Here is a 24603-nt window from a genome sequence, read left to right on the forward strand (position 1 = left end):
GACGCCGGCGTCATGGTCGACGAACCGGTCCCCGGCGGGTTGGCCCAGGTATCTCGCCACGGATCAGAACCTCGGGGCGTCGTCCCGGGTGCGGATCTCACCCCGCCGGGACAGCACCTCGGGTATGCGGTCGAGAAGCTCGATCTCTCGCGCCGCCTCTGGCGAGAGATAGCTCAGCAGGCGATAGATCTTCGCCCGGTCGGCGACGAGGTCGCGGTGATGGATCGGCTCGTAGTGCATCACCCTGTTACGGAGCCGGAGCATGGCATCGAAGTTGTCATGTAGTTCGCGGCGAGACCCTCGGTAGTGTGGGAACGCCCGATGGAGGACGGGGACCCAGAACGTTCGGTCGTACCCGCGGCTGAGCAGGGCGACCCAGAAGCCGAAGGTAAGGGCGGCGACCACGTCGTCGGGGCCGGCCTGGCGGCCGTCCGGCCCGGCGAGTTTCTCCCGCGCGTCCTTCACCTTCCGTGCGCCGTGCGGGCTGAGCGGAGCGAGGGTCCACCAGTCGGGACGGCCGTAGTGTCCGCTGAGTGTGCCGTGCAGCGCGTTGCGCAGGCCTATCTCGAGGCAGTGCAGGGGGCCGTAAAAGGCGGCTGAGACGGCCGAGTTCCACCAGTAGAGCCGGACTGCCACCTCCGCAGATCCGTCGCTCGCGCGCAGGTAGGGCCGCAGCCTCGGCGTGGACAGGAGATCGCGGATCCAGCCGGGTGGTTCGGCGCTCACGGCTCCCCCAGGGCAGGTGCGGCGGTGGCACGGGTCGCGTAAACTGGGCGGCGTATGCCCCGGGCACGCCTCTGCACGCAAGCCGCCCGGGGCACGGCCTTTCTTCGGAGGTCCCGTCCTTCGGGGCCCCGTCGTCGCGGGACTCCTGGGTGGGCCCCTTGGCGCAGTGCGGTGGCCTCAGCGCTCTGCCGGTCCGCGCGTGTCGGCATGTCTGTGGTTCGGATGCGAGACCTGAAAGTTCATGCCTGCACCCTTGTGTGGACACCCGGCCAGGGGGAAGCGTACGTCCGCCGGAGAATCATCGTCAAGCGCATCGGAGTGCGCGCAGGACTGTTAACAGTGCCAAAGGCTGTCGCGTCAGGTCAGGACGGCGCACCCTCGCTTGATCATGTGTGTGCGTCCTCGGTCGGACGGCGGCCCCGGGGCGCGCGGGCGTGGTCTGTACCCCGGGTGGGATTCGAACCCACACTGTCGGTGGTTTGAGCACCGTCTCTCTGCCGTTGGAGTACCGGGGCCTGCCTGGTCCGCCCGGGGAACCGATGCGGAACGTCTCGTGGACGACTCTAGCCGGGTAGGGTGCGATTCGACCTACCGACCCGGTCAGATTACGGGCCGGCCGGTCGCAGCCCGCGTCAGCCACCCGAACGTGACGACCGCACAATCCAGGAGTTCAACTCGATGAGCCAGCCTTCCTCGACGCCGCGTCGGGTGTTGATCGCTGAGGACGAAGCGTTGATCCGGCTGGACCTCAGGGAGATGCTCCAGGAGGAGGGCTACGAGGTCGTAGGTGAGGCGGGGGACGGCGAGACCGCCGTGGCCCTCGCGGGGAAGCTGCGCCCCGACCTCGTGATCCTGGACGTCAAGATGCCGAAGATGGACGGCATCGACGCGGGCGCGCGGATCGCCAAGGAGCGCATCGCCCCGGTGGTCATCCTCACCGCGTTCAGCCAGCGCGAGCTCGTGGAGCGGGCGCGCGAGGCGGGGGCCATGGCGTACGTGGTCAAGCCGTTCCAGAAGAAGGACCTGCTCCCGACCATCGAGATGGCGATGAGCCGGTTCACCGAGATCGTCAGCCTCGAGGCCGAGGTCGAGGATCTGCAGGGGCGCCTGGAGGCTCGCAAGATCATCGAGCGGGCCAAGGGCGTGCTGCAGACCGAGCACGGGATGACCGAGCCGGACGCGTTCCGCTGGATCCAGCGGACGTCGATGAACCAGCGCCGGACGATGCGCGCCGTCGCGGAGGCTGTGCTCTCCGGTGAGGCGCTGCCCAGCTCGTGAGCCCGCGCGACCCGGACCCGGGCCCGGACCCGGCCACCAGGCCGGAGCGGGCTACCGGTCCGGAGCCGGCAACGGGTCCCGCCCAGGTCACCGATCCGGATTCGGGCCCGGAGCCCGCGGCGGGCCGGAATCCAGCAGGCGGTTCAGCGCCCGCGGCGGGCTCGGAGCCGGCGCGGCCGGCTGCCGGGGTGACACTCGCCGGGTGGGTGCGTCCGGTGTCGTCCGCCGCGCGCCGGCTGGACCACTGGGCCCGCAGGTCGGCGCGTGACACCCGGGGGCGGGTCATTCTCGCCGCGGTGCTGGTGCTGGTGCTCGCTGTCCCGGCCGGGCTCGGCCTGGGGCTCGCCGCGGTGCTGGGCGGTGCTGGTTCTGGAGCGTCGGCGACGAAGGTCGCCACGATCGGCGTGATGGCGCCCCTGTCGGGGGGCTCGGCCGACGCGGGCGTGAGTGTGCGCGACGCGGTCACCCTCGCGGTCGAGGAGGCCAACCGGCAGGGGGCCGTCCCGGGCTGGAAGCTCGAGGTGGCCGCCCACGACGACCTCGCCCGCCCCGACGGCGGCGCGGCCGGGGCGGATCTGTTCGCCGACGACAGCCGGGTGATCGGGGTCGTCGGCCCGCTCAGCTCCAGCGTGGCGATGGTGTCCCTGGACAGGCTGAGCAGCGCGGGCATCCCGGTGATCTCGCCGTCCAACGCGGAACCGACGCTGACGGCGCCGGAGACCGCGTCGAACACCCGCCCGTACCCCACGTACTTCCGGCTCAGCGGCACCGACGAACTGCTCGCCCAGGTGACGGCCGACTATGCCGTGAACACGCTGGGTCGCTCGCGGATCAGTGTCGTCGACGGCGGCCCGGACTACGGCACGATCACGCTCGCGGAGCGGTTCGCCCGGCACGCGCGGAACGCGGGGGCGACCGTGCCGACGGTGCACCGGGTTGACGGCGCGTCGACCGCCGGCGAGCAGGTCCGCGAGACGGCGAAGGCCATCCAGGACGAGGCGCCCGATCTGGTGTACCTGGCGACGGGTGCCGACTTCGCCGGCGAGCTGCGTGGAGCGCTCGCGGACGAGGGGGTGGCCGTCCAGGTGATGGGCGCGGACGGCCTGCTCGACCGCGACTACGTGGAGCGCTCGGACTCCATGGCGGACGGTGACGTCGTCGCGGACCTGTCGGTGCCGCTGTCACGCCTCCCGGCGGCCGGTGCGTTCGTGACGGCCTACTCGGAGCGGTTCGGCGGGCCAACGGTGGGCGCGGACGGGCTCCTGCCCGACGGGACGTCCACCGAGCCGGCGCCGGCGCCGGCTCCGGCGGCTTCCGGCGCTCCGGGTCGCGCCACGGCCACGTCCGCGTCCGTGGACCCGAGCCACACGTCCGGTTCCGTGTCCGCGGCCGACGAGGCGGGCGCGAGCAGATCCGGCGCGAGCGAGGCCGGTACGGCGAGCCCCTCGGAGCGTGAGCTGGAGGTGCGCCGCGCCCGGGACGCCGCCCTGGCGGATCTGCGGGAGGCGGCGATCCCGCCGGTGGCGGCCTACGCCTACGACGCCGCGCGGGCGCTGATCCGGGCGGCGGCGGCGGTCCTGCCCGGCCGGACGGAGGTGGACGTGGCGACCCGCCAGGCGCTGGTCCGCGCGGTCGGTGCCGGGGACTTCGCCGGAGTCACCGGCCAGGTCGCCTTCGACACGAAGGGCGACGTCATCGATCCGCGCGTGGTGCTGTACTCGGTGCTCGGTGGAAACTTCGTCCCGTTGCAGGTCGACTCACCCTGATTGCTTCCCGCGACGTCTGGGTGCCAAAGCACGCCTAGTGCCACACGAAGTCACGACACTCTTACTTTCAGCTTTCATCGCTCGGGTGGAGCCGCTAGGTTTCCGCTGCGCGGAGCGCGCCCGCGCGCCGGTGGAAAGCAGCGGAAGGACGTGGCATGACGGGCAGCCCACGCACCCCTCGACCCAGGACCAGACGGGCCGGGGTCCTGCGGCCGGTCGCCGGGGTGGTCGCGGGCCTGGCGATGGTCGGCGCGGCGTTGACCGCCTGCGGCGGTGGTGACTCGAACGAGGCCGGTACCAAGGAGTTCCTCATCGGCTTCCAGGGACCGCTGTCCGGGGAGAACCAGCAGCTCGGCATCAACGCCTACAACGGCGTGCTGACCGCCGTCGACCTGGCCAACCGCACCGGCGGCCTGCCGTTCACCCTGCGGATCGTCGCCTCCGACGACCAGGGCGTGCCCGAGCAGGGGCCGACCGCCGCCCAGAAGCTCATCGACAACCCGGACGTCGTCGCGGTCGTCGGCCCGGTGTTCTCCGCGCCGACGAAGGCCAGCGAGCCGCTGTACAGCCAGACAGGCCTGCTGTCGGTCAGCCCGTCGGCGACCGCCCCGGCGCTCACCGACCTCGGGTTCACCAGCTTCTACCGGGTGATCGCACCGGACACCGTGCAGGGCGCCGGCGCCGCCGAGTACCTCGCCAAGGTCGTGAAGGCCAAGCGCGTCTACTCGCTGGACGACCGCAGCGAGTACGGCACCGGCCTCTCCGGCGCCGTCGAGCGCGGCCTGAAGCAGGCGGGCGTCGCCTACACCCACGACGGGATCAACCCGACGAAGGACTACACCTCCCAGGCGACGAAGATCATGGCGGACGGCGCCGACGCCGTCTACTACTCCGGGTACTACTCCGACTTCGCGCTCCTCACGAAGGCGCTGCGCAGCAAGGGGTACGACGGGGCGATCCTCAGCGGCGACGGCTCGAACGACGACCAGTACATCCGCCAGGCCGGCGCGGCGAACGCCGAGGGCACGCTCATCACCTGCCCCTGCTCGGACGCCAACACCGACCCGGCCGCCACCGGCTTCGTCAGCGAGTACAAGAAGGTCAACAGCGGCCTGAAGCCGGGCACGTACTCCGGCGAGGCCTACGACGCCACCAACGCCATCATCTCGGTGCTGCGCAAGCTCGGGACCGGCGCCAGCCGCGAGTCGGTGCTCGCCGACTTCGGCTCGGTCGACTTCCCCGGGGTGACCAAGCGGATCCGCTTCGAGCGCAACGGTGACGTCCAGGGCTCGACCGTCTACGTGTACCAGGTGAAGGACGGCCAGCGCGTGGTGCTCGGGCCGGTCAGCTCGCTCGTCAAGCCGTGACCGGCCGGCGATCACCTTCCCGGCGGGGCCGGGCCCGGCGGGTTCGGAGCCCGCGGGGCCTGGTCCGGCCGGAGCCGCGGCGGAGGGTGGGGCATGGGCTCGGCTGAGCAGATCAGCCAGCTCACGATCGACGGTCTCATGGTGGGCGCGCTCTACGCGGTGATCGCCCTGGGGTACACGCTCGTCTACGGGGTTCTGCAGCTGATCAACTTCGCGCACAGCGAGGTGTTCATGCTCGGCGCGTTCGGCGGGCTCTTCGCCAGCCGGGCGCTGGTCCCGGCGGGCGCCACCCCGTCCGGTCTCACGTCGGCCGGGCTGGTGCTGTTCGGGCTGGTGGCAGGCGCGCTGGCCGGCGCCGCGGCCGCGTACGCGCTGGAACGCTGCGCCTACCGGCCGCTGCGCCGTCGCGGCGCGCCCCGGCTCGCCTACCTGATCAGCGCGATCGGGGCCTCGCTGTTCGCCTTCAACCTGGCCGGCAAGGAGTTCGGCCGGCAGAGCATCCCGGTGCCCGACCTGTTCACCAACGGGACCGTGGTGACGGTGTTCGGCGCGGAGATCTCCACGCAGTCGCTGGTCATCGCCTGCACGGCGCTGGCGATGCTGCTCGCCGTAGACCACCTCGTGGCCGGAACCCGGCTGGGGCAGTCCGTGCGCGCGGTGGCCCAGGACGCCGAGTGCGCCGGCCTGATGGGCGTGGACGTCCAGAAGGTCATCGTCGTGACGTTCGTGCTCGGCGGGCTGCTGGCCGGCGCGGGCGGGTTCCTCTACGCGATGACCTTCAACGCCTCGTACACGATGGGGTTCGTCCCGGGGATCAAGGCCTTCACCGCGGCGGTGCTCGGCGGGATCGGCAACGTGCGCGGCGCGGTCCTCGGCGGGCTGCTGCTCGGCCTGGTCGAGAGCTTTGGCGGCTACCTGTTCGACGCCTCCTACAAGAACGTCATCGCCTTCACGGTGCTGGTGCTGGTGCTGCTGGTGCGCCCGTCCGGTCTGCTCGGGACCAGGCTGGGGCGGCCGGCGTGAAGCTCCGCCGGCCCGCGCCGCGGCGGTCGCCCGCGGTCCGGTCGCATTCCGTCCGGGCACGGAAGGCCCAGTCGCGGCGGGCCCAGCTGCGAGAACTGCGGTCGCGGATGGCCCGGCCGTGGGCGGCCCGGTCGGGGGGTGTGCCCTGGCTGGTTGTGGCCAGGTCGCCGGCGGCCCGGCGGCTGGGTGCCTGCCTGTTCCTGGCCGTGATCGCCGCGGTGGTGACGGGCCCGTCCGGGGACGCCGACCGCCCACTGGCGGGGATCGAAGGCTCGCTCACGCCCGCACGGGCGGCCGGGTTCGCTGCCGGGGGACTCGCGCTGTGGGCGCTGTCGATCGGTGCCGACCGGCTGACGACCCGGCTCCGGTCCGCCGGCCACGGCGCCGCGCTGGGCGGCGGTCGCCTGGCCGCGCTGGGCGGCGGGCTGTGGGTGGCGCCGGCCGGTGCCGCGTGGGCGTCGTTCCGCCGGGGCCGGTGGGCGGCGCCGGCGGGCAACCTGGCGCTGCTCGCCGTCGCCGTGGCGGTCCCGCCGCTGCTGTCCACGGCGGCCCAGCAGGCGCTGGTGAGCGAGATCGGGATCTACGCCCTGCTCGCCCTCGGCCTGAACGTCGTCGTCGGCTACGCCGGACTGCTCGATCTCGGCTACATCGCCTTCTTCGCGATCGGCGCCTACACCACGGCCTACGTGACGTCCGCGGACGCGATGCCCTGGCACGCGCCCTGGCAGGTCAACCCGTTCTTCGCGCTACCCGTCGCACTGGTCGTGGCCGCCGTCGCGGGTGTCGTCCTGGGCGGCCCCACGCTGCGCCTGCGCGGGGACTACCTGGCCATCGTCACCCTCGGGTTCGGCGAGATCGTCCAGTTGCTCGCGAACAACGCCGACGGCGTCACCGGCGGCCCACGCGGCGTGTTCGGCCTGCCGCCGCTGTCGGTCGACCTGCCGGGTGTGCACTACTCCTGGGGCCTGAGGCCGTTGCCCTACTACTACCTACTCGTCGTCCTGATCGTGCTCGTCATGGTGGTCTTCGGCCGGTGGGAGCGCTCCCGGACCGGCCGGGCCTGGACGGCGATCCGCCAGGACGAGGTGGCCGCCGAGGCCACGGGCGTGGCGACGATGCGGATGAAGCTGCTGGCCTTCGCCGTCGGCGCGTCCGTGTCGGGCTTCGCCGGCGTGGTCCTGGCGACCAAGCAGTTCTTCAACCCGCAGACGTTCGGCCTGCAGTCCTCCCTCCTCGTGCTGACCATCGTGATCTTCGGTGGTATGGGCTCGCGGCTCGGCGTGGTGCTCGGGGCGCTGGTCCTGCAGGGGACGGCCTTCCTCCTGCGCGACACGGTCCCGCCCGCGGACCGCTACATCTACTTCGGCGCAGTGGTGATCCTGATGATGATCTTCCGTCCGCAGGGCCTGCTGCCGCCGCGGGGCCCGCGGGCACCCGTCAGCCCCGGCCCGGCCGCCGCCCCGGAGCACCCGGCGGTTCTCACCGAGCGCGCCGGAGCCTCGGGACCAGCCGGGCCCGCAGCGTCGGCCGAGGCGGCGCGGTGACCGGCCGGCCCATCCCCGGCCCGCGGCCGTCGACGACCCTCGGGCCGGTCCTGGACGTCCGCGACGTCACCCTGCGCTTCGGCGGGCTGACCAGCCTGGACGGCGTCTCGCTGCGCCAGGACCGGGGAAGCGTGCTGGCTGTCATCGGCCCGAACGGGGCCGGGAAGACGTCCCTGTTCAACTGCCTGACCGGTGCCTACCGGCCGCAGCGGGGCAGCGCGCGCTTCTGGCCGGCGGATGACGGCGTCGAGCTGGTCGGGCGGTCCCCGCACCGGGTCGCGCGGCTCGGTGTGGCCCGGACGTTCCAGAACATCCGCCTGTTTCCCGAGATGTCGGCGGTGGAGAACGTGCAGGTCGGCGTCGAGGTGCGGGCCCGGACGGGGGCGCTGCGCGGGCTGCTGCCGACCAGGGCCGTGCGGCGGGAGGAACGGGAGACCCTCGACCGCTGCCATGAGCTGCTCGACTTCGTCGGGCTGGGCCACCGTGCCGAGCGGCCGGCGGCCGCCCTGGCCTACGGGGAGCAGCGACGGCTGGAGATCGCCCGCGCGCTCGGCACGTCCCCCTCGCTGCTGCTGCTCGACGAGCCGGCCGCCGGTGCCACCGCCGCGGAGCGCACGGACCTCGTCACGCTCATCCGCGCCATCGCGGGGCGGGGCATCTCGGTGCTCCTCATCGAGCACGACATCCGGCTGGTGGCCGCGGTCGCCCGCGCGATCGTCGTGCTCAACTTCGGCCGGGTGATCGCCGCGGGACGTCCCGACGAGGTTCGGGCCGACCCCGCCGTCGTCGAGGCCTACCTGGGCGAACCGGACGAGAGGCGGGACGGGCCGTGACACCGGACGGGAACCCCCTCGACGGATCGCCACTCGAGAACATCGCGCCACTCGAGAACATCGCGCCACTCGAGAACATCGCGCCGCTGGAGAACATCTCGCCGGTCGACAGCACGCTCCCGACCGGGAGCACGCCGCCGACCGGGAGCACGCCGCCGACCGGGAGTGCCTCGCAGGTCGGGAGTGCGCCGCAGGTCGGGAGCGTCTCGGCGTTCAGGAGCACGATTCCGGCCGGGACGTTGGTCGACCTGACCGTCCCCGAGCGACCGCTGTTGGACGTGCGCGACGCCGAGGTGGCCTACGGAGCCGTCACCGCGCTGCGGGGGATCTCGCTGCGGGTGGACCGGGGCGAGGTGGTGGCCCTGCTCGGCGCGAACGGAGCCGGGAAGACCACCACCCTGCGGATGATCTCCGGACTCCTCCCGCCCGCTCGCGGCTCGGTCTGGTTCGACGGCGCCCGCCTGGCTGGCACCGGCAGCGGTACCGGGCTCGGTGGCACTGGCACCGACGGCGGTACCAGTGGGCACGGCGATACCAGCGGGCACGGCGGTGCCGGTGCCTGGTCCGACGGCACGCGGGACTCACCAGGGCTGCCGGTGCACCGGGTAGCCGCGCTCGGCATCAGCCACGTGCCCGAGGGACGGCGGATCTTCCCGGCGATGACGGTGGCCGAGAACCTCGCGATGGGCGCCTACACCGACCGCCACCGGGCCTGGAGCCGTGCCGGCCGCGACGCCCGCCGAGAAGCCCGCCGGGACGTCCGCCGTGGCCTCGACCGCGTGCACGCGCTGTTCCCACGCCTCGCCGAGCGGGACCGCCAGCCCGCGGGCACGCTCTCCGGCGGGGAGCAGCAGATGCTGGCGATCGGGCGGGCACTGATGGCCCGGCCCCGGCTGGTCCTGCTGGACGAGCCCTCGCTCGGGCTGGCCCCGAAACTGGTCGCGACGATCTTCGAAGTGATCGAGGAGATCAACGCGGACGGGGTGACCGTCCTGCTGGTGGAGCAGAACGCGGCGGCGGCGCTGCGGATCGCGCACCGGGGCTACGTCCTGGACACCGGCCAGGTAGCACTCGCGGGCAGTGCTGACGAGCTGGCCCGCGACCCCCGGGTGCGCGACGCCTACCTGGGCAGCCCGAGCGATTCCGACGCCGTGGCACCCTAGATTCCGACTCCGTGGCACCGAAGTGGCACCGGTGCCGGGGATGTGGCTCGCGGGGCCTGTGGCCGGCGCTTTGGCGAATGCCCGGGGTGGACTTTGGTGCCGTCCGAACCTTCCCCGTGCCCGGCGTTTTCTACTCGTCCGCCCCGGGCGTCCACCTGCAGTCGACGGTAGCAGGGCGGCTGCGCGCGCCGTTCACCGCGTACCGGTCACGGCTTGCGGTCCGCGTCGCCCGATCCCGGCGCCGGGACCTTCCCGCCGGCCGGTGGGCGGTCGCGCAGCATGCAGGTCAGCCGGCAGGTGCACACCGCCCGGCCGGCCTCGTCGGTGACCCGGATGTCGTAGGTGGCCAGCGTCGACCCCCCGTGCACCTGAGTCGCGACCGCCGTCACGACGCCGTCGGTGACCGCGCGGTGGTGGGTGGCGTTGATCTCGATCCCGACGGCGACCCGGTCGGCCCCGGCCGAGAGCATCGAGGCGACCGAGCCGACGGTCTCCGCGAGTGCCACCGAGGCACCGCCGTGCAGCAGGCCGTAGGGCTGGCGGTTGCCGGCGACCGGCATCGTGGCGACCACGCGCTGCGCGCTCGCCTCCGTCAGCACGATCCCCAGGCGTTCGCCGAGCTCACCGCGGTGCTCGTTGAGCTCATTGAGCATGTTGATCTGATTGTCCGTACTCGTCGCCGTTCTGGACACGTCGAGCACACTAGTTCAATTCCTCATTGGTTATCGGGCGCGGTCGGCGTCCGGCGGCGTAGGGCTCGTGGCGCGTCCCGGTTGTATCTCCTCCTGGCCCTCCGCCGGACATGCGCGGACCTGTCGTACCCACGGCCTAGACTCGCCGCGTGCCTGCGACTACCTCGTCCCCGTCCCGCGGTTCGTCGGCGTCCGGCGTCCCGTCGACGTCCGCGGACCGTCCGCGGCTGCTGCTGCTCGACGGGCACTCGCTGGCCTACCGCGCCTTCTTCGCGCTTCCGGTGGAGAACTTCTCGACCACCACCGGCCAGCCGACGAACGCCGTCTACGGCTTCACCTCGATGTTGATCAACGTTCTGCGCGACGAGAAGCCCACTCACGTCGCCGTCGCGTGGGATCTGCCCACCCCGACGTTTCGGCACACGCAGTACGCCGAGTACAAGGCCGGTCGTTCGGAGACGCCGGCGGACTTCGTCGGCCAGGTCGCGCTGATCCACCAGGTCTGCGACGCGCTGGCGGTGCCCGGGGTGAGCGCCGCCGGGTACGAGGCCGACGACGTGATCGCCACCCTCGCCACCCAGGCGTCCGCGGAGGGGATGGACGTCCTGGTCGTGACCGGCGACCGCGACGCGCTGCAGCTGGTGAACGAGCGGGTGACGGTGCTGATGACCCGCAAGGGCATCAGCGACATGACGCGTTTCACCCCCGACGAGGTGCAGGCCAAGTACGGCCTGTCCCCGGCGCAGTACCCCGACTTCGCCGCGCTGCGCGGCGACCCGTCCGACAACCTGCCCTCGGTGCCCGGGGTGGGGGAGAAGACGGCCACCAAGTGGATCCAGCAGTTCGGTTCGCTGGCCGAGCTGGTCGACCGGGCCGACGAGATCGGCGGCAAGACCGGCGCGTCGCTGCGGGAGCACCTGTCCAACGTCATCCGTAACCGTTCGCTGACCGAGCTGGCCCGTGAGGTGCCGCTGGAGCTGACGCCGGCAGACCTGCGCCTGCACCCCTGGGATCGCGAGGCCGTCCACCAGCTCTTCGACACGCTGCAGTTCCGGGTGCTGCGGGAGCGGCTGTACGCGGCGCTGTCGGTGGCGCCGCCGGCCGCCGACGAGGGCTTCGAGATCGAGCTGAGCATGCTCGGGCCGGACGAACTCGCATCGTGGCTCGCCGAGCACGCCTCCGGCGCCGGCCGCACGGGCCTGCACCTGCGCGGCACCTGGGGCCGGGGCACCGGGGTGATCGTCTCGGTGGCCCTCGCCGCCGCCGACGGCGCCGCCGCCTGGATCGACCCGACCCAGCTCACCGCCGGCGACTCCGTGGCCCTCGGCGACTGGCTGGCCGACCCGGACAGGGCGAAGGCCGGCCACGACCTCAAGGGCCCGATGCTGGCGCTGGCCGAGGCCGGTTTCACCCTGGCCGGTGTCACCAGCGACACCGCGCTCGCGGCCTACCTGGCGCTGCCCGGCCAGCGCTCCTTCGACCTCGCCGACCTGGCCCTGCGCTACCTGCACCGCGAGCTGAAGTCGGACGCCCCGAGCAACGGCCAGCTCACCCTCGACGGCTCCGGCGAGGCCGACGAGGCGGAGGCCGACGCGATCCGCGCCCGGGCCGCGCTCGAGCTGGCCGACGCCCTCGACGGCGACCTGGAGCGCAGGTCCGCGGCCCGCCTGCTGCGGGAGATGGAACTCCCGCTGGTGACCATCCTGGCGACGATGGAGCGCGCGGGCATAGCGGCCGACGAGGATCACCTCCTCGAGCTGCAGAAGCACTACGGCGGTGAGGTGTCCGACGTCGCCGCACAGGCGCACGGCATCGTCGGGCGCACCTTCAACCTCGGCTCGCCCAAGCAGCTCCAGCAGATCCTGTTCGACGAGCTCGCGCTCCCGAAGACCAAGCGCATCAAGACCGGCTACACGACCGACGCCGACGCGCTGGCGTGGCTGGCCACCCAGTCCGACCACCCGCTGATCCCCGTGCTGCTGCACCACCGCGACGTCGCCCGGCTCAAGACCGTCGTCGACTCACTCATCCCGATGATCGACGACGCCGGCCGGATCCACACGACGTTCAACCAGATGATCGCGGCGACCGGCCGGCTGTCGTCCACCGACCCGAACCTGCAGAACATCCCGATCCGCACCCCGCAGGGCCGGCAGATCCGGCAGGCGTTCGTGGTCGGCCAGGGGTACGAGACACTGCTGACGGCCGACTACTCGCAGATCGAGATGCGGCTGATGGCGCACCTGTCCGGTGATGCCGGCCTCATCGAGGCGTTCGCATCGGGCGAGGACCTCCATTCCTTCGTGGCCGCGCAGGCGTTCGGGCTGCCGGTCTCCGAGGTCGATCCCGAGCTGCGCCGGCGTATCAAGGCGATGTCCTACGGGCTGGCCTATGGCCTGTCCGCCTTCGGGCTCGCCGGCCAACTCGGAATCGCCCCCGATGAGGCACGCGAGCAGATGGACGCCTATTTCGCCCGTTTCGGCGGCGTCCGGGACTTTCTGCGCGGGGTCGTCGACCAGGCCCGCCGTGATGGTTACACCGAGACCATCATGGGCCGCCGCCGTTACCTGCCCGATCTGACCAGCGACAACACCCAGCGCCGGCAGATGGCTGAGCGGATGGCGCTGAACGCCCCCATCCAGGGATCGGCGGCTGATATCATCAAGATTGCTATGTTGGGCGTGGGGCGGGCGCTGCGCTCGCGTGACCTGAGCTCCAGGCTGCTGCTGCAGGTGCACGACGAACTCGTCCTGGAGATCGCCCCCGGCGAGCGGGCTGAGGTCGAGGCGTTGGTCCGAGCCGAGATGGGCAGCGCGTACGAGATGTCCGTGCCGCTCGAGGTGAGCGTCGGCGCCGGCCGGACCTGGGACGAAGCCGGTCACTGACACCGGCGACCGGAGCCTGGCTTCCCTGGTTTCCGCCTCTTTTCCGCCTTTCCGGCGATGGAGTCGACAATCTCAGCCGTGGTCATCGTCGTCGGGGTTGAATCGTCCGGAATTCACGCTGCCTGTCCGAAATGTGGTTGGTAAAGCGTCGTCGCGGACGTTAGATTCATTCGGTTTTTGGTTATGTTCTGACTACGTCAGGTCTCTGTCGTCCGCGCGGGGGTCCGGCGCGCCCGGGCCCCGTCGGCCACTGGCCGCCACAACGGCGCCGGTCAGCGCCCAGCGCCGGGGATCTGCCGCGGCCAGGGAGAGGGGGACGGGTCGTGACCAGCGGTCCCGTAGTCGTCGACCGCCGCCGCCTGCTAGTGGTCCTCACCGTCGGGATGGTGGGGTTCTTCCTGTTGGTCCTGACCGTCCCCGGATCCCCGGGGCGGCTGCGTGTCGGGACGTGGATCGCACTGGCCATCGCGCTGGTCAACCTGGCCCTCATCCAGCGGCTCGTCACCGCCCACGAGCGGTGGCCGTGGCTGGCCGCGCTCGCCGCCGTCTCGATGGCGGCCGGGATGGGAGCCGCGGCCGCGGACGCCATACCCGGGGAGGAAAGCCAGCTGTTCCTGCTGTGGTTCCCCTGGATCGCCAGCTACTGCGGTGTGCTCAGGCTCGGCTGGAGCCTGGCCATGGCGGCCTGGGTGACCCTGACGCTGTTGCTGGCGGCGTCGGTCAACTCCGCTCTCGCCGGCTCGCCGGCGCTGCTGATCGCGGCGGCCGTCAGCTCGGCCGGCGGCTGCCTGGTGATGTACGTGCTGTTCCAGTGGCGCGGGGAGCAGGCCTACTCCGATCCGCTGACGTCCCTGGTGGCACGCAGCGGGCTGACTCGCGCCGCGGACCCGGCGATCGCACGGGCGGTCAAGAAGGACCGCGAGGCGGTCCTGCTCCTGCTCGACATCAACCGGTTCCGGGAGGTCAACGACGCGCTGGGGCACGAGGCCGGTGACGAGCTGCTGCGCCAGCTGGCCCGCGCTCTTCCCACGGTGACGCCGCGGCCGTCCTTCGTCGGCCGGCTCGGCAGCGACGAGTTCGCGCTCGTCATCCCCGGCCCGCCCGGCGCGGACCGGCGTGACGACGAGCTGGGCGGTGGTGATGCCAGCCGCGGAGATCCGGACCGCGGCGGGTCCGCACACGGCGGCCCGCACCGGGGCGGGTCCGTGTCGACGTCGGCGAGTCGGGAGAGCGACCTGCGCGAGCTTGGCCAGTCGGTGCTGCGCCAGATCGAGGGGCCGTTCACCGTGCACGGCGTCGAGGTCGAGGTCGAGGCGAGCGCCGGGCTGGCGGTCGCCCCGCGTGACGGGGAGACGATCGGGTCGTTGCTGCCCTGCGCGGACGCGGCGCTGTCCCGGGCTAAGCGCGAGGGCGAGCGGGTCGGGCTGTGGGACGCGGGCATCGCGGGCGTGCGCTCCTGGGAGATCGCGCTGTACGCGGAGCTGCGCGCGGCTATCGCCAGGGACGAGCTCATCGTCTTCTACCAGCCGCTCCAGGCGGCGGCGACCGGGCGGATCGTCGGCGTCGAGGCTCTCGTGCGCTGGAGCCATCCGACCCGCGGGCTGTTGCCGCCCGGCGCGTTCCTGCCGATGGCGGAGCGCTCGGCGCTCATCGTCGACGTCACGAGGTGGGTGCTGGACGAGGCGCTGCGGCAGTGCGCCGCGTGGGCCGCCCGTGGGCTGCACGTGCCCGTCTCGGTGAACCTCTCCGCCCGCATGCTCGTCCTGGACGACCTGCCCAGTCTGGTGACCGGGAGCCTTGCCCGCCACCAGCTCCCCCCGGACGTACTGACCCTTGAGATCACCGAGAGCGCCCTGGTGACCCAGCCCGGCCGGGCCGCCGCCATGCTCCGGGAGCTGCGCAGCAAGGGCGTCAAGCTCGCCCTGGACGACTTCGGCACCGGTTACAGCTCGATGGAGATCCTCAAGGCGCTGCCGTTCGACGAGGTCAAGATCGACCGCGGGTTCGTCGCGGACGTCCGCGGCAGCCTGCTGGACGCGGCGATCGTGCGTTCGGTGCTGGACCTCGGCCACCGGCTCGGCCTGCGGGTCGTCGGCGAGGGCGTCGAGGACGACCGGACGCTGCGGATGATGACCGAGCTCGGCTGCGACATCCTGCAGGGCGACGCGGTCTCGCGCCCGCGCCCGCCGTCGCATCTCGAGGACCTGCTGGTGGAGCGGGCCGCACCCGCCGACCGCCCCGGCGCCGCCGGTGCGGCGGTCCCTGCCGCCCTGCCGGCTGATGGCGCTGTGCCGGCTGGTGGTGCTGTGCCGGCCGGCAGCGGCGCGCCGGTGGGCGGTGCCGGGCCGGCGGCCGACGCGGTGGACGCGGCGCGTTCCGAGCCGATCGTCGGCCCGGAGGCCCCCTTCACGGTGTCGCAGACGCGGCGGTTCGGTGTCCTGGCCCCGCCGGTGGCGGACGAGGCGGCGCGGGTCGCCGCGACCCGGCGCTACGAGATCGCGTTCCGGCCGCGGACCTACCCCCTGGACGACATGGCGGCCCTCGCGGCCGCGATGACCGGCTGCAACGTGGGGTCGGTGCTCCTGGTCGGCGCCGACTCGGAGACCTACCTGGGCCGCCACGGCCACGACCTGAACGACGTGCCGGCCCGGGTCGGCGTGGCCTCGCACGCCGTGGCGGCGGGCGAGCTGCTGGAGATTCCCGACGCGATGCTCGACACCCGGTTCGCGCACGGGACCAGGGCGTTCCCCGGCCGGCAGATCCGTTTCATCGCAGCCGTCCCGGTGCGGACCTCCGACGGCCACGCCATCGGCGCGGTTACGATCAGCGACCGGATCCCGCGGCGGCTCACCCCGGGCCAGCGCGAGGCGCTGGAGAGCCTCGCCCAGCACGCCGCGGTCATGATGGACGTCCGCCGGGAGGCCGTGCTGCTCGCCGTGGTCACCGACACCGCCCGGGCACTGGACCAGCTCTGTTACCCGGATGATCTCCCGGCGGCCGCGTCCCTGGTCAGTGACGCCGCGCGGCACATGCTGGGCGGCGACGTCGTCACCGTCCTGATGTCCGACACGCCCGGCTCGACGGTCTACAGCTCCGTAGGGGCTTCCCTCGCGCCCGGGGCCACCTCCCTCATCAAGCCGGGGCAGCGGTTCAACTCGAACGACGAGACGGTCATCGGTGAGGTCCTGCGGACACAGAGCCCGCTGTTCGTCCCGGACGCGCCGACCTTCCCCGGCTTCAACCTGGACATCGTCCGTGCCAGCGGCGTGGCTTCTGCGTTCCTCGTCCCGATCCCGGGGGAGGGCGGTGCGCTCGGCGTCATGTGCGCCCGCTGGCCGGCCCCGGTGGCCGCGATCGACCCGTCGTTGTACCGCGCGATGGCGCTGCTGGTCGGGCAGGTGGGGCACGGCCTCGGCCGGCTGCGGGCCGCCTCGGATCGGGAGCACCACCCGGACGGTACGGCCGGGCTGACCGGCCGGGCGGCCTTCCTCTCCACCTTGCAGGGGCTGTCGCCGGGCGCCGGCGTGTGCCTGTTCGACGTCCAGGCGGGCCGGGACAGGTTGACCAGGCGGTTCGCCGAGCTCCTGCGGGCCGTCTGCGACGAGTCCGCGTATCTCGCCCGCTGGTCGGACAGCCGGTTCGCGGTGGCCGTCCCGACCGGCGGGCGGGAACGGGCCGAGGCGATGGTCGACGAGGTCCGCCGCTCGTGGGCCCGGGAGTCGGCGGTGCCGATCGCCGTCGGCATCTCGGTGACCAGGAGCCACGAGCCGTCGAGCGCCGCGCTCATCGACGCGGAGAACCGCCTGCTGGAGACGATGGCGGTGGTGATCCGGGCCGAGCGGGCAGCCGCGGCGCGCGTGACAGCAACGTCAGCAGGGGTCTGACCCCTTCGGGCACCGGCTCGTGGAACGTCCGCTCCACCCGCCCGCCCTGGAACTCCACCTCGATCACGTAGACGAAGCGATCCGCCCCCGCCGGGCCGCCGCCGGTGCCGCCTGGCCCGGCGGTACCGTCCGGCCCGGCGGTGAGCGAGGCCGCCAGCGACCGCAGCGTGGCCGCCTGGTCGGCGGGGAGCTGGGCGGTGTCGAGCCCGCGCCGGACCGGCCGGCCGATGATCCCGCCAGAGCGCTCCAGGATCACCCGGATGCGCCCGGCCAGGTCGGCGGGCCCGCCGCCGTCTGGGCGGGACCCGGTGTTCCGGTCGCCGGTCACCCTCCGATTCTCCCCGCCCGGCCGGGGCGTCAGACCGGAACGCCGACCGAGGCCCAGGCGTCCCGCACGGCCTGGGTCTCCTCGGGCCCGAACAGCACCTGGGCCTGGCGCGAGGTGGCGGCGGCGAACGACCGGAACGTCGCGTTCGGCCGGAGCTGGGGCGCGCGCAGCGCCTCGTACCAGATCCGGCCCGCGCGCTCCCAGGCGTGGCCGCCGAGGGCCACCGCGAGCGTGTAGAAAGCCTTGTTCGGGATGCCCGAGTTGATGTGCACCCCGCCGTTGTCGGTCGTCGTGCGGACGTAGCCGTCCATGTGCGCGGGCTGAATGTCGTCGCCGAGCACCGGGTCGTCGTAGGCCGTGCCGGGCTCCTTCATCGACCGCAGCGCCACGCCCTGCACGGCGTCGGTGAGCAGGCCCTCGCCGATCAGCCAGTCGGCATCCTCGGCGGTCTGGCCGCGCAGGTGCTGCTTCACCAGCGAGCCGAAGACGTCGCTCAGCGACTCGTTCAGCGCGCCCGACTGGTTCAGGTACATCAGCTGCGCCTCGTCCTCGGTGACGCCGTGCGCGAGCTCGTGGCCGATGATGTCCAGCGAGACCGTGAACCGGTTGAACAGCTCGCCGTCACCGTCGCCGAAGACCATCTGCCGGCCGTTCCAGAAGGCATTTTCGTAATGATCGCCGTAGTGCACGGTCGCGAGCAGGCCCATCCCGTCGTCGTCGACGGAGTCCCGGCCGTAGGCGTCGAGGAAGAACGCGAACGTGGCGCCGAGGCCGTCGTACGCCTCGTTCACGGCGACGTCGGCCACCGGGGCGTCGCCCTCGGCGCGCACGGTCGTACCCGGCAGGTCCTCGGACTCCTTCGCGTCGCCGATCGTGCGGCGCGGGCCGCTGGTCGGGGCCAGCCGCGGCGGGGTCGCCGGGCGCTGTACGGAGCGCATCAGGGCGTTGTGCACCCGCACGCTGCGGTGCGAGGAGTCCTGGGCCATGGTGGACAGCGCGCGGGCGCGCTGCTCGTCGTTCCCGTTCCGGGCGATGCGCTCGAGGATGTGCGGCGGCACGGCACAGGGCGCGCAGCGTCGGTGACCGGTCATCGGCGACTCCTCCAGGTGTGGGCCGTCCCGGGCGGATCTGACCCGGGGCCACCGACCTTGGCCGCTACGTGAGCAGATGTCCAGACCGGCCTGCGCCGTCCTGTGCCGCGGCCGTCGCCGCGGTGACGGCCGGAGCCGCCGGGACGAGCTCGCCGCATCGCGGCTGCGGCTCGACGACCTCGAACACGTCACCGGTCGCGGAGACGCGGACGAAGTCGGCGCAGCGGTCCAGCTGGCCCTGCCCGGCCGAGAAGTTGATCTTCTGGGTGAGCAGGCCGCCGGCGTCGTAGTCGGTCACTGCGCGCAGCCCGCGGATGTAGGAGTCGCGGGTCGGGCAGTGCCCCTGGGTCCGCAGGCCGCGCAGGAACAGGTCGGCACTGATCCACCCGTTGACGGCGCTCTGTTGGCTCGGCGGCTGGATCTCGGGGGCGTGCCGGGTCATCGCGGACAGGTAGTCGCGGTGGGCGGGCAGGCCCCGCTCCAGCGCGGTGAAGGGCAGCGGCGTGTAGGTGCCGGCCAGGGCCTGCCGCAGGCCGGAGGCCAGCACGCGCATGTCGTAGCCGGCGGGGGAGACCGCCGTCCCGAAGGGGTGGCCCTGCTCGGCGGCGGTGATCAGGGCGCCGATGTAGATGTCGAGCGAGGTGGCCGCGACCAGGGTGTCCGCTCCGGTCCGGACGATCCGCCCGACGACGTCGGGCATGGTGATGCCGTCGATCGGCTCCTCGAACACGACCGGGATGCCCGCCGCCGCCAGGCTGCGTCGCGCGCTCTCGGCGTAGAGCAGGGAAGCCCGGGTCGCCGAGGTGATGATCAGCGCCGCCCGGGTTCCGCCGCGGGACTGGACGAACTGCCCCAGGGTGGTCGTCGCCTCGGTGTCGTCGGCGACGTACGTGTACGTGAACATGTTCGGGTGGTCCGCCCACAGCGGCTGGTCGGCCACGCCAACCACTGGAATGTGCTGCTGGTCGAGCCAGGGCGCGGACTGTTCCGAGTACGCCGTGTGCTCGAGGATCGCGAACGCGCCCGCGGTCACGAGATCCTTCGCCGCGCGCAGGTTGACGCCCGGGCTGGACTCGTCATCACGCCAGATCGTCGTGATCCGGCGGCCGCCGACCCCGCCGGCGGCATTCTGCTCCGCCATGCGGGCCTCGACACCGGAGCGGTATCCGGTGTACTGGGCTGACATTGCGCCGCTGTCCGGGTAGAGGACGCCGACCGTGATCTCGTCGTCAGTGACACCCGGCGCGCAGGTCCAGGTCGCCGTTCCGCTCTGGGTGGATCCTCCTGCGCCACAGGCGCTCACCAGCGCCGCCGTCACGAGCGCCGTGCCGATCAACTTCGAACGAAACACCAGGACGATCCACCTCTCCGATCCGGCACGCGACAGGCCGCGGGGTTCTCGGGCAGTCACGACGTCTTACGCCCGGGATGGTCGTCCGGCCTGTAAAAACCGTGTTAGATCACAGCGAGGAAATTCGCGCCCGGACGCCGCTCAGGTGGTGCTCGCGGGAAATCCGTCCGGCGCCGGAGAAAATGAGAAAATCGGCGCGGATATACGCTGTTGCCGAACCGTCCCTCGTGCCTGTCCGGCCTTTTCTAGTGGACGTCCTCGACGCTCACCGGCGGGCTGCTGACCGGCGGGCTGGTGGCCGGGGCCGGACGTCGCCCGGCGCGCACCCGGCGGGTCACCATGACCACCGCGGCGTGGGCGCAGGCCAGCGCGATGCCGCCGCTGATGAGCAGGCTCGCGTGGTTGTCGAGCCAGCGGACCAGGTCGCTGGTCCACGGCCCGAGGGCGCTGCCCGCCGACAGGTAGAGCGCCGAGGAGGTCATCGAACCGGGGACGAGAAACCGCAGGAACCGGCGCATCGACACCGACCCGGTGCCCAGCGCCGCGTCGACGGCCACGTTCGTGTTGATCAGGCAGAACCACAGCAGGCCCCGCTGCGCGCCGTGCCGCGACAGGACGGTGACCAGCCGGCTGGTGCCGACCCGGCGCAGCAGGAGCGACCGGACATTGTAGCGGGCCAGGCCGAAGTACCCGAGGTCGAGCAGGGTCCGGAGCACCGTGGCGATCAGCAGTGCGGGCAGGAACGCGACGTCGCCGCCGACCAGTATGAGGACGGAGACCGTCGGCCGCAGCGCGATGAGTAGCAGGGGAGCGGAGCTCGCGAGCGTGGGCAGCAGCACCAGGCCCACCGTGCCGGCGGCGAGCAGGCTGCCGGTGAGCAGCGCCGGCCAGCCCCGGGCAATCGCCGCCCGCGTCCACTCTGCCCGGCCGGGCCTGGCGCGGTCAGGCCCGGCACGGCCGGGCTCGCTGCGGGTGGGCGCCACCCGTCCAGTGTGCCAACCCGCGCGGCCGGCCGGCGCCGCGCGGACCCGTCGCGGGCACGGGAGGCTCCTGGCAGACTCGGCTGGTGCTGATTGTGGGCCTCACGGGCGGAATCGGGTCGGGCAAGAGCGCCGTGTCGGAACTCCTGGTGGAACACGGCGCCCATCTGGTGGACGCCGACCGGATCGCCCGCGAGGTAGTCGCCCCCGGGACGCCAGGCCTCGCCGCCGTCGCCGAGGCGTTCGGGCCGTCCGTGCTGCTGGCGGACGGCGCCCTCGACCGGGAGGCGCTGGGGCGCGTGGTGTTCGCCGACGAGGCGAGCCGGCGGCGGCTCGAGTCGATCACCCATCCGCTGATCCGGGCGGAGATGGCGGCCCGGATCGCGTCCGCGCCGCCGGACGCCGTCGTGATCCACGACATCCCGCTGCTGGTCGAGGGCGGACCGCGCCCCGGCTACGACGCGATCGTGGTCGTCGAGACACCACGCGAGCTGCGTCTGGAGCGGCTCGCCCGGCGAGGTCTCGCCCGGGACCAGGCCGAGGCCCGGATGGCCGCCCAGGCCACCGACGAACAGCGGCGGGCGGTCGCCGACATCCTGGTCGACAACAGCGGGTCGCTCGACGACCTACGGAAACGCGTGGGCGAGGTGTGGGGGGAGCTGCTGCGCCGGCGTGACGCCGGGCTGGCCGAGCCCTCCGCCCGCCCCGGCTCCTGAGCGCCGTGGCCTGGGAGTGGGACGCGGCCGCCTACGGCCGGCTGCGGCTGCCGCACGAGCTGTGGGGGCAGCGCACGCTTGCCCGGCTCGCGCTGACCGGCAGCGAGACCGTGCTGGACGCCGGCTGCGGCACCGGGCGGGACACCGCGGCGCTGCTCGAGGCGCTCCCGCGCGGCCGGGTCATCGCCGTCGACGCATCGGCGAGCATGCTCGACCAGCTCCGTGCGCGGCTGCCTGACACCGAACGGCTCACCATTCTCGCGGCGGACCTGCTTGACCCGCTGCCGATCGCCGAGCCGGTCGACGCCGTGCTGAGCGTGGCCGTCCTGCACTGGATAGCCGATCATCAGCGGGTGTTCGACAACCTCGCGGCGATCCTGCGGCCGGGGGGCCGGCTCTCGGTCGACTGCGGCGGCCACGGCAACATCGCCTCCGTCCAGGCGGCCCTGGCGGCGGTGCTCGGAGAGGTTCCGCAGGTGTGGAACTTCGCGGCGCCGGCCGAGACGGAGCGGCGCCTCGCCGCGGCCGGCTTCGTCGACATCGAGGCCCGGCTGCGCGCCGAGACCGCCCAGTTCGACGGTCCGGCTGCGTTGCACGACTACCTGGAGACGGTCGTGCTCGGCGCGCACCTGGTCAGGCTGGGCGCCGACGAGCGCGCGGCCTTCGTCCGGGCGGTCGCCGAGCGGCTGCCCCGGCCCGCCGTCGACTACGTCCGCCTCGAGGTACACGCCCGCCGCGCGGCCTGACCGGCCCGGCCAGGCGCCCGGGTTCCGCCGGTGGCCCGGCCCGGTTCCGGCGCCGGGCGTTGGCGCGGCTACCGGACGTTCGCGGCGTCCATCCCGCGCAGCTCCTTCTTCAGCTCGTTGACCTCGTCGCGCAGCCGGGCCGCCAGCTCGAACTGCAGTTCCTTGGCGGCCTCGTGCATCTGGTCGTCGAGCTGGCGGATGAGCTGGGCGAGCTCGTGGCGCGGCATGCCGGCGAGCTCCGCCGCGTACCGGCCGACCGAGTCCCCCGCCTTCGACTTCATCCCGGGTACCGGGGCCTTGCCACGGGACTGCGCCCGGCCACCGCCGCCGATCATCTCCTCGCCCGCCGACTCGCGGACCATGTCCTCGAGAATGTCGACGACCTTCTTGCGTAGCGGCTGCGGGTCGAGACCGCGCTCGGTGTTGTAGGCGATCTGCTTCTCCCGGCGCCGGTTCGTCTCCTCGATGGCCTTGCTCATCGACGGAGTGATCTTGTCCGCGTACATGTGGACCTGGCCGGAGACGTTGCGGGCGGCACGGCCGATGGTCTGGATCAGGGACTTGTCCGAGCGCAGGAAGCCCTCCTTGTCGGCGTCGAGGATGGCCACCAGCGACACCTCGGGCAGGTCGAGGCCCTCGCGGAGCAGGTTGATGCCGACGAGCACGTCGAACTCGCCGCGGCGCAGCTCGGTCAGCAGCTCGACCCGGCGCAGCGTGTCGACCTCGCTGTGCAGGTAGCGCACCCGGATGCCGAGCTCGAGCAGGTAGTCGGTGAGATCCTCGGACATCTTCTTGGTCAGCGTGGTGACCAGGATCCGCTCGTCGCGTTCCGCGCGGATCCGGATCTCGTGCACGAGATCGTCGATCTGGCCCTTGGTCGGCTTCAGCACGATCTCCGGGTCGAGCAGGCCGGTCGGCCGGATGATCTGTTCGACGACGCCGTCCCCGCGCCCCAGTTCGTAGGGGCCCGGGGTCGCCGAGAGGTACACCGTCTGGCCGATGCGCTCCAGGAACTCCTCCCAGCGCAGCGGCCGGTTGTCGATGGCGCTCGGCAGCCGGAAGCCGTGGTCGACCAGGTTCCGCTTGCGGGACATGTCGCCCTCGTACATGCCGCCGATCTGCGGCACGGTGACGTGCGACTCGTCGATGACCAGCAGGAAGTCGTCCGGGAAGTAGTCGAGCAGGGTGTGCGGGGCCGTGCCGGCGGCCCGGCCGTCGATGTGCCGGGAGTAGTTCTCGATGCCGGAGCAGAAGCCGACCTGGCGCATCATCTCGATGTCGTACGTGGTGCGCATCCGCAGCCGCTGAGCCTCCAGCAGCTTGCCCTGGTTCTCCAGCTCGGCCAGCCGGTCGGTGAGCTCCGCCTCGATGCCGGCGATCGCCCGCTCCATCCGCTCCGGCCCGGCGACGTAGTGGGTGGCGGGGAAGACGAAGACCTCCTGGGACTCCCGGACGATCTCCCCGGTGAGCGGGTGCAGGTAGGTCAGGCGCTCGATCTCGTCGCCGAACATCTCGATCCGGACCGCGAGCTCCTCGTAGACCGGGAACACCTCGACGGTGTCGCCACGCACGCGGAACGTTCCGCGGGTGAAGGCGAGGTCGTTGCGGGCGTACTGGACATCGACGAAGCGGCGCAGCAGGCGGTCGCGCTCGATCTCGTCGCCGACGCGCAGCCGGACCATCCGGTCGATGTACTCCTGGGGGGTGCCCAGACCGTAGATGCAGCTCACGCTGGCGACGACGACCACGTCGCGCCGGGTGAGGAGGTTCATCGTCGCCGAGTGGCGCAGCCGCTCGACCTCCTCGTTGATGGAGGAGTCCTTCTCGATGTAGGTGTCGGTCTGCGCGATGTACGCCTCGGGCTGGTAGTAGTCGTAGTAGGAGACGAAGTACTCGACGGCGTTGTTCGGCAGCAGCTCACGGAACTCGTTCGCGAGCTGGGCGGCCAGTGTCTTGTTGGGCGCCATCACCAGGGTCGGGCGCTGCAGGTGTTCCACGAGCCAGGCGGTGGTGGCCGACTTGCCGGTGCCCGTCGCGCCCAGGAGCACGACGTCCTTCTCGCCGGCCCGCACGCGGCGGGCCAGCTCCTCGATCGCCGCCGGCTGGTCGCCTGAGGGGGCGAAATCCGAGACGACCTCGAACGGCGCGGCCGAGCGCTGGAAGTCCGTGGTGGGGCGTTCGAACGTTGTGCTCACGAGTTCCAGAACACCACACGCCTCCGACAGTTTCC

At 72.4% G+C, this 24603-nt stretch carries 18 protein-coding genes and 1 tRNA gene; 11 read left to right on the top strand and 8 right to left on the bottom strand.

The window, feature by feature from the left end:
- Positions 1 to 63: 63 nt before the first annotated feature.
- Positions 64 to 726 carry a hypothetical protein gene (locus FRANEAN1_RS10005; protein ID WP_020459638.1) on the bottom strand — a complete coding sequence of 221 codons (663 nt, stop codon included), beginning with the start codon at positions 724 to 726 and terminating at the stop codon, positions 64 to 66.
- A gap of 442 nt (positions 727 to 1168) precedes the next feature.
- Positions 1169 to 1241 (bottom strand) — tRNA-Leu (locus FRANEAN1_RS10010).
- Between the two features lie 163 nt (positions 1242 to 1404).
- On the opposite strand from FRANEAN1_RS10010, the gene FRANEAN1_RS10015 reads away from it, so the two are divergent.
- The 7 genes from FRANEAN1_RS10015 to FRANEAN1_RS10045 all read left to right on the top strand — a co-directional run bounded on the left by FRANEAN1_RS10015 (position 1405) and on the right by FRANEAN1_RS10045 (position 9700).
- A complete protein-coding gene (locus FRANEAN1_RS10015) occupies positions 1405 to 2004 on the top strand; it encodes a response regulator (RefSeq protein WP_020459639.1) in 600 nt (199 codons plus the stop codon).
- Positions 2001 to 3770, top strand: coding sequence for an ABC transporter substrate-binding protein (locus tag FRANEAN1_RS10020; protein WP_157472507.1), 1770 nt, complete (start codon positions 2001 to 2003; stop codon positions 3768 to 3770). The genes FRANEAN1_RS10015 and FRANEAN1_RS10020 overlap by 4 nt, the downstream gene beginning before the upstream one ends.
- 224 nt (positions 3771 to 3994) lie before the next feature.
- Complete coding sequence (locus FRANEAN1_RS10025; protein WP_041253943.1) at positions 3995 to 5137, top strand: branched-chain amino acid ABC transporter substrate-binding protein; 1143 nt, start codon at positions 3995 to 3997, stop codon at positions 5135 to 5137.
- A gap of 93 nt (positions 5138 to 5230) precedes the next feature.
- A complete protein-coding gene (locus FRANEAN1_RS10030; protein WP_020459642.1) occupies positions 5231 to 6160 on the top strand; it encodes a branched-chain amino acid ABC transporter permease in 930 nt (309 codons plus the stop codon).
- Positions 6161 to 6267: 107 nt separating this feature from the next.
- On the top strand, positions 6268 to 7704 hold the full coding sequence (locus tag FRANEAN1_RS10035; RefSeq protein WP_020459643.1) for a branched-chain amino acid ABC transporter permease: 1437 nt from the start codon (positions 6268 to 6270) through the stop codon (positions 7702 to 7704).
- Positions 7701 to 8537: an ABC transporter ATP-binding protein gene (locus FRANEAN1_RS10040; RefSeq protein ID WP_020459644.1), complete on the top strand. Its 837-nt coding sequence runs from the start codon at positions 7701 to 7703 to the stop codon at positions 8535 to 8537. The genes FRANEAN1_RS10035 and FRANEAN1_RS10040 overlap by 4 nt, the downstream gene beginning before the upstream one ends.
- A gap of 248 nt (positions 8538 to 8785) precedes the next feature.
- The gene (locus FRANEAN1_RS10045) at positions 8786 to 9700 is read left to right on the top strand and encodes an ABC transporter ATP-binding protein (protein WP_347177215.1); all 915 of its coding nucleotides are present in this window, start codon (positions 8786 to 8788) and stop codon (positions 9698 to 9700) included.
- A gap of 206 nt (positions 9701 to 9906) precedes the next feature.
- On the opposite strand, the gene FRANEAN1_RS10050 is transcribed toward FRANEAN1_RS10045, so the two are convergent.
- Complete coding sequence (locus FRANEAN1_RS10050; RefSeq protein WP_085950152.1) at positions 9907 to 10353, bottom strand: hotdog fold thioesterase; 447 nt, start codon at positions 10351 to 10353, stop codon at positions 9907 to 9909.
- A 188-nt stretch (positions 10354 to 10541) separates the two neighbouring features.
- On the opposite strand from FRANEAN1_RS10050, the gene polA reads away from it, so the two are divergent.
- The gene (polA, locus tag FRANEAN1_RS10055) at positions 10542 to 13277 is read left to right on the top strand and encodes a DNA polymerase I (RefSeq protein WP_020459647.1); all 2736 of its coding nucleotides are present in this window, start codon (positions 10542 to 10544) and stop codon (positions 13275 to 13277) included.
- Between the two features lie 323 nt (positions 13278 to 13600).
- A complete protein-coding gene (locus tag FRANEAN1_RS10060) occupies positions 13601 to 17161 on the top strand; it encodes an EAL domain-containing protein (RefSeq protein WP_020459648.1) in 3561 nt (1186 codons plus the stop codon).
- On the opposite strand, the gene FRANEAN1_RS38365 is transcribed toward FRANEAN1_RS10060, so the two are convergent.
- The 4 genes from FRANEAN1_RS38365 to FRANEAN1_RS10075 form a co-directional block, all read right to left on the bottom strand.
- A complete protein-coding gene (locus FRANEAN1_RS38365; protein WP_347177059.1) occupies positions 17061 to 17489 on the bottom strand; it encodes a protealysin inhibitor emfourin in 429 nt (142 codons plus the stop codon). The genes FRANEAN1_RS10060 and FRANEAN1_RS38365 overlap by 101 nt on opposite strands.
- Before the next feature lie 29 nt (positions 17490 to 17518).
- The gene (locus tag FRANEAN1_RS10065; protein WP_020459649.1) at positions 17519 to 18580 is read right to left on the bottom strand and encodes a M4 family metallopeptidase; all 1062 of its coding nucleotides are present in this window, start codon (positions 18578 to 18580) and stop codon (positions 17519 to 17521) included.
- A 64-nt stretch (positions 18581 to 18644) separates the two neighbouring features.
- The gene (locus FRANEAN1_RS10070) at positions 18645 to 19931 is read right to left on the bottom strand and encodes an ABC transporter substrate-binding protein (RefSeq protein ID WP_020459650.1); all 1287 of its coding nucleotides are present in this window, start codon (positions 19929 to 19931) and stop codon (positions 18645 to 18647) included.
- A gap of 245 nt (positions 19932 to 20176) precedes the next feature.
- Positions 20177 to 20914, bottom strand: a complete 738-nt coding sequence (locus tag FRANEAN1_RS10075) for a hypothetical protein (RefSeq protein ID WP_020459651.1) — start codon at positions 20912 to 20914, stop codon at positions 20177 to 20179.
- Between the two features lie 83 nt (positions 20915 to 20997).
- Here FRANEAN1_RS10075 and coaE point away from each other — a divergent pair, with 83 nt between their 5' ends.
- Both coaE and FRANEAN1_RS10085 read left to right on the top strand, forming a co-directional pair.
- Positions 20998 to 21627 (top strand): dephospho-CoA kinase, encoded by a 630-nt coding sequence (gene coaE / locus FRANEAN1_RS10080; RefSeq protein WP_041253945.1) that lies wholly within the window; start codon positions 20998 to 21000, stop codon positions 21625 to 21627.
- A gap of 5 nt (positions 21628 to 21632) precedes the next feature.
- Positions 21633 to 22373, top strand: a complete 741-nt coding sequence (locus FRANEAN1_RS10085) for a class I SAM-dependent methyltransferase (RefSeq protein ID WP_020459653.1) — start codon at positions 21633 to 21635, stop codon at positions 22371 to 22373.
- Between the two features lie 68 nt (positions 22374 to 22441).
- Here the strand turns inward: FRANEAN1_RS10085 and uvrB are convergent, their stop codons facing one another.
- Complete coding sequence (gene uvrB / locus FRANEAN1_RS10090) at positions 22442 to 24568, bottom strand: excinuclease ABC subunit UvrB (protein ID WP_041253947.1); 2127 nt, start codon at positions 24566 to 24568, stop codon at positions 22442 to 22444.
- Positions 24569 to 24603: the final 35 nt, after the last annotated feature.

It is taken from the genome of Parafrankia sp. EAN1pec, from assembly GCF_000018005.1.
Taxonomy (GTDB): domain Bacteria; phylum Actinomycetota; class Actinomycetes; order Frankiales; family Frankiaceae; genus Parafrankia; species Parafrankia soli.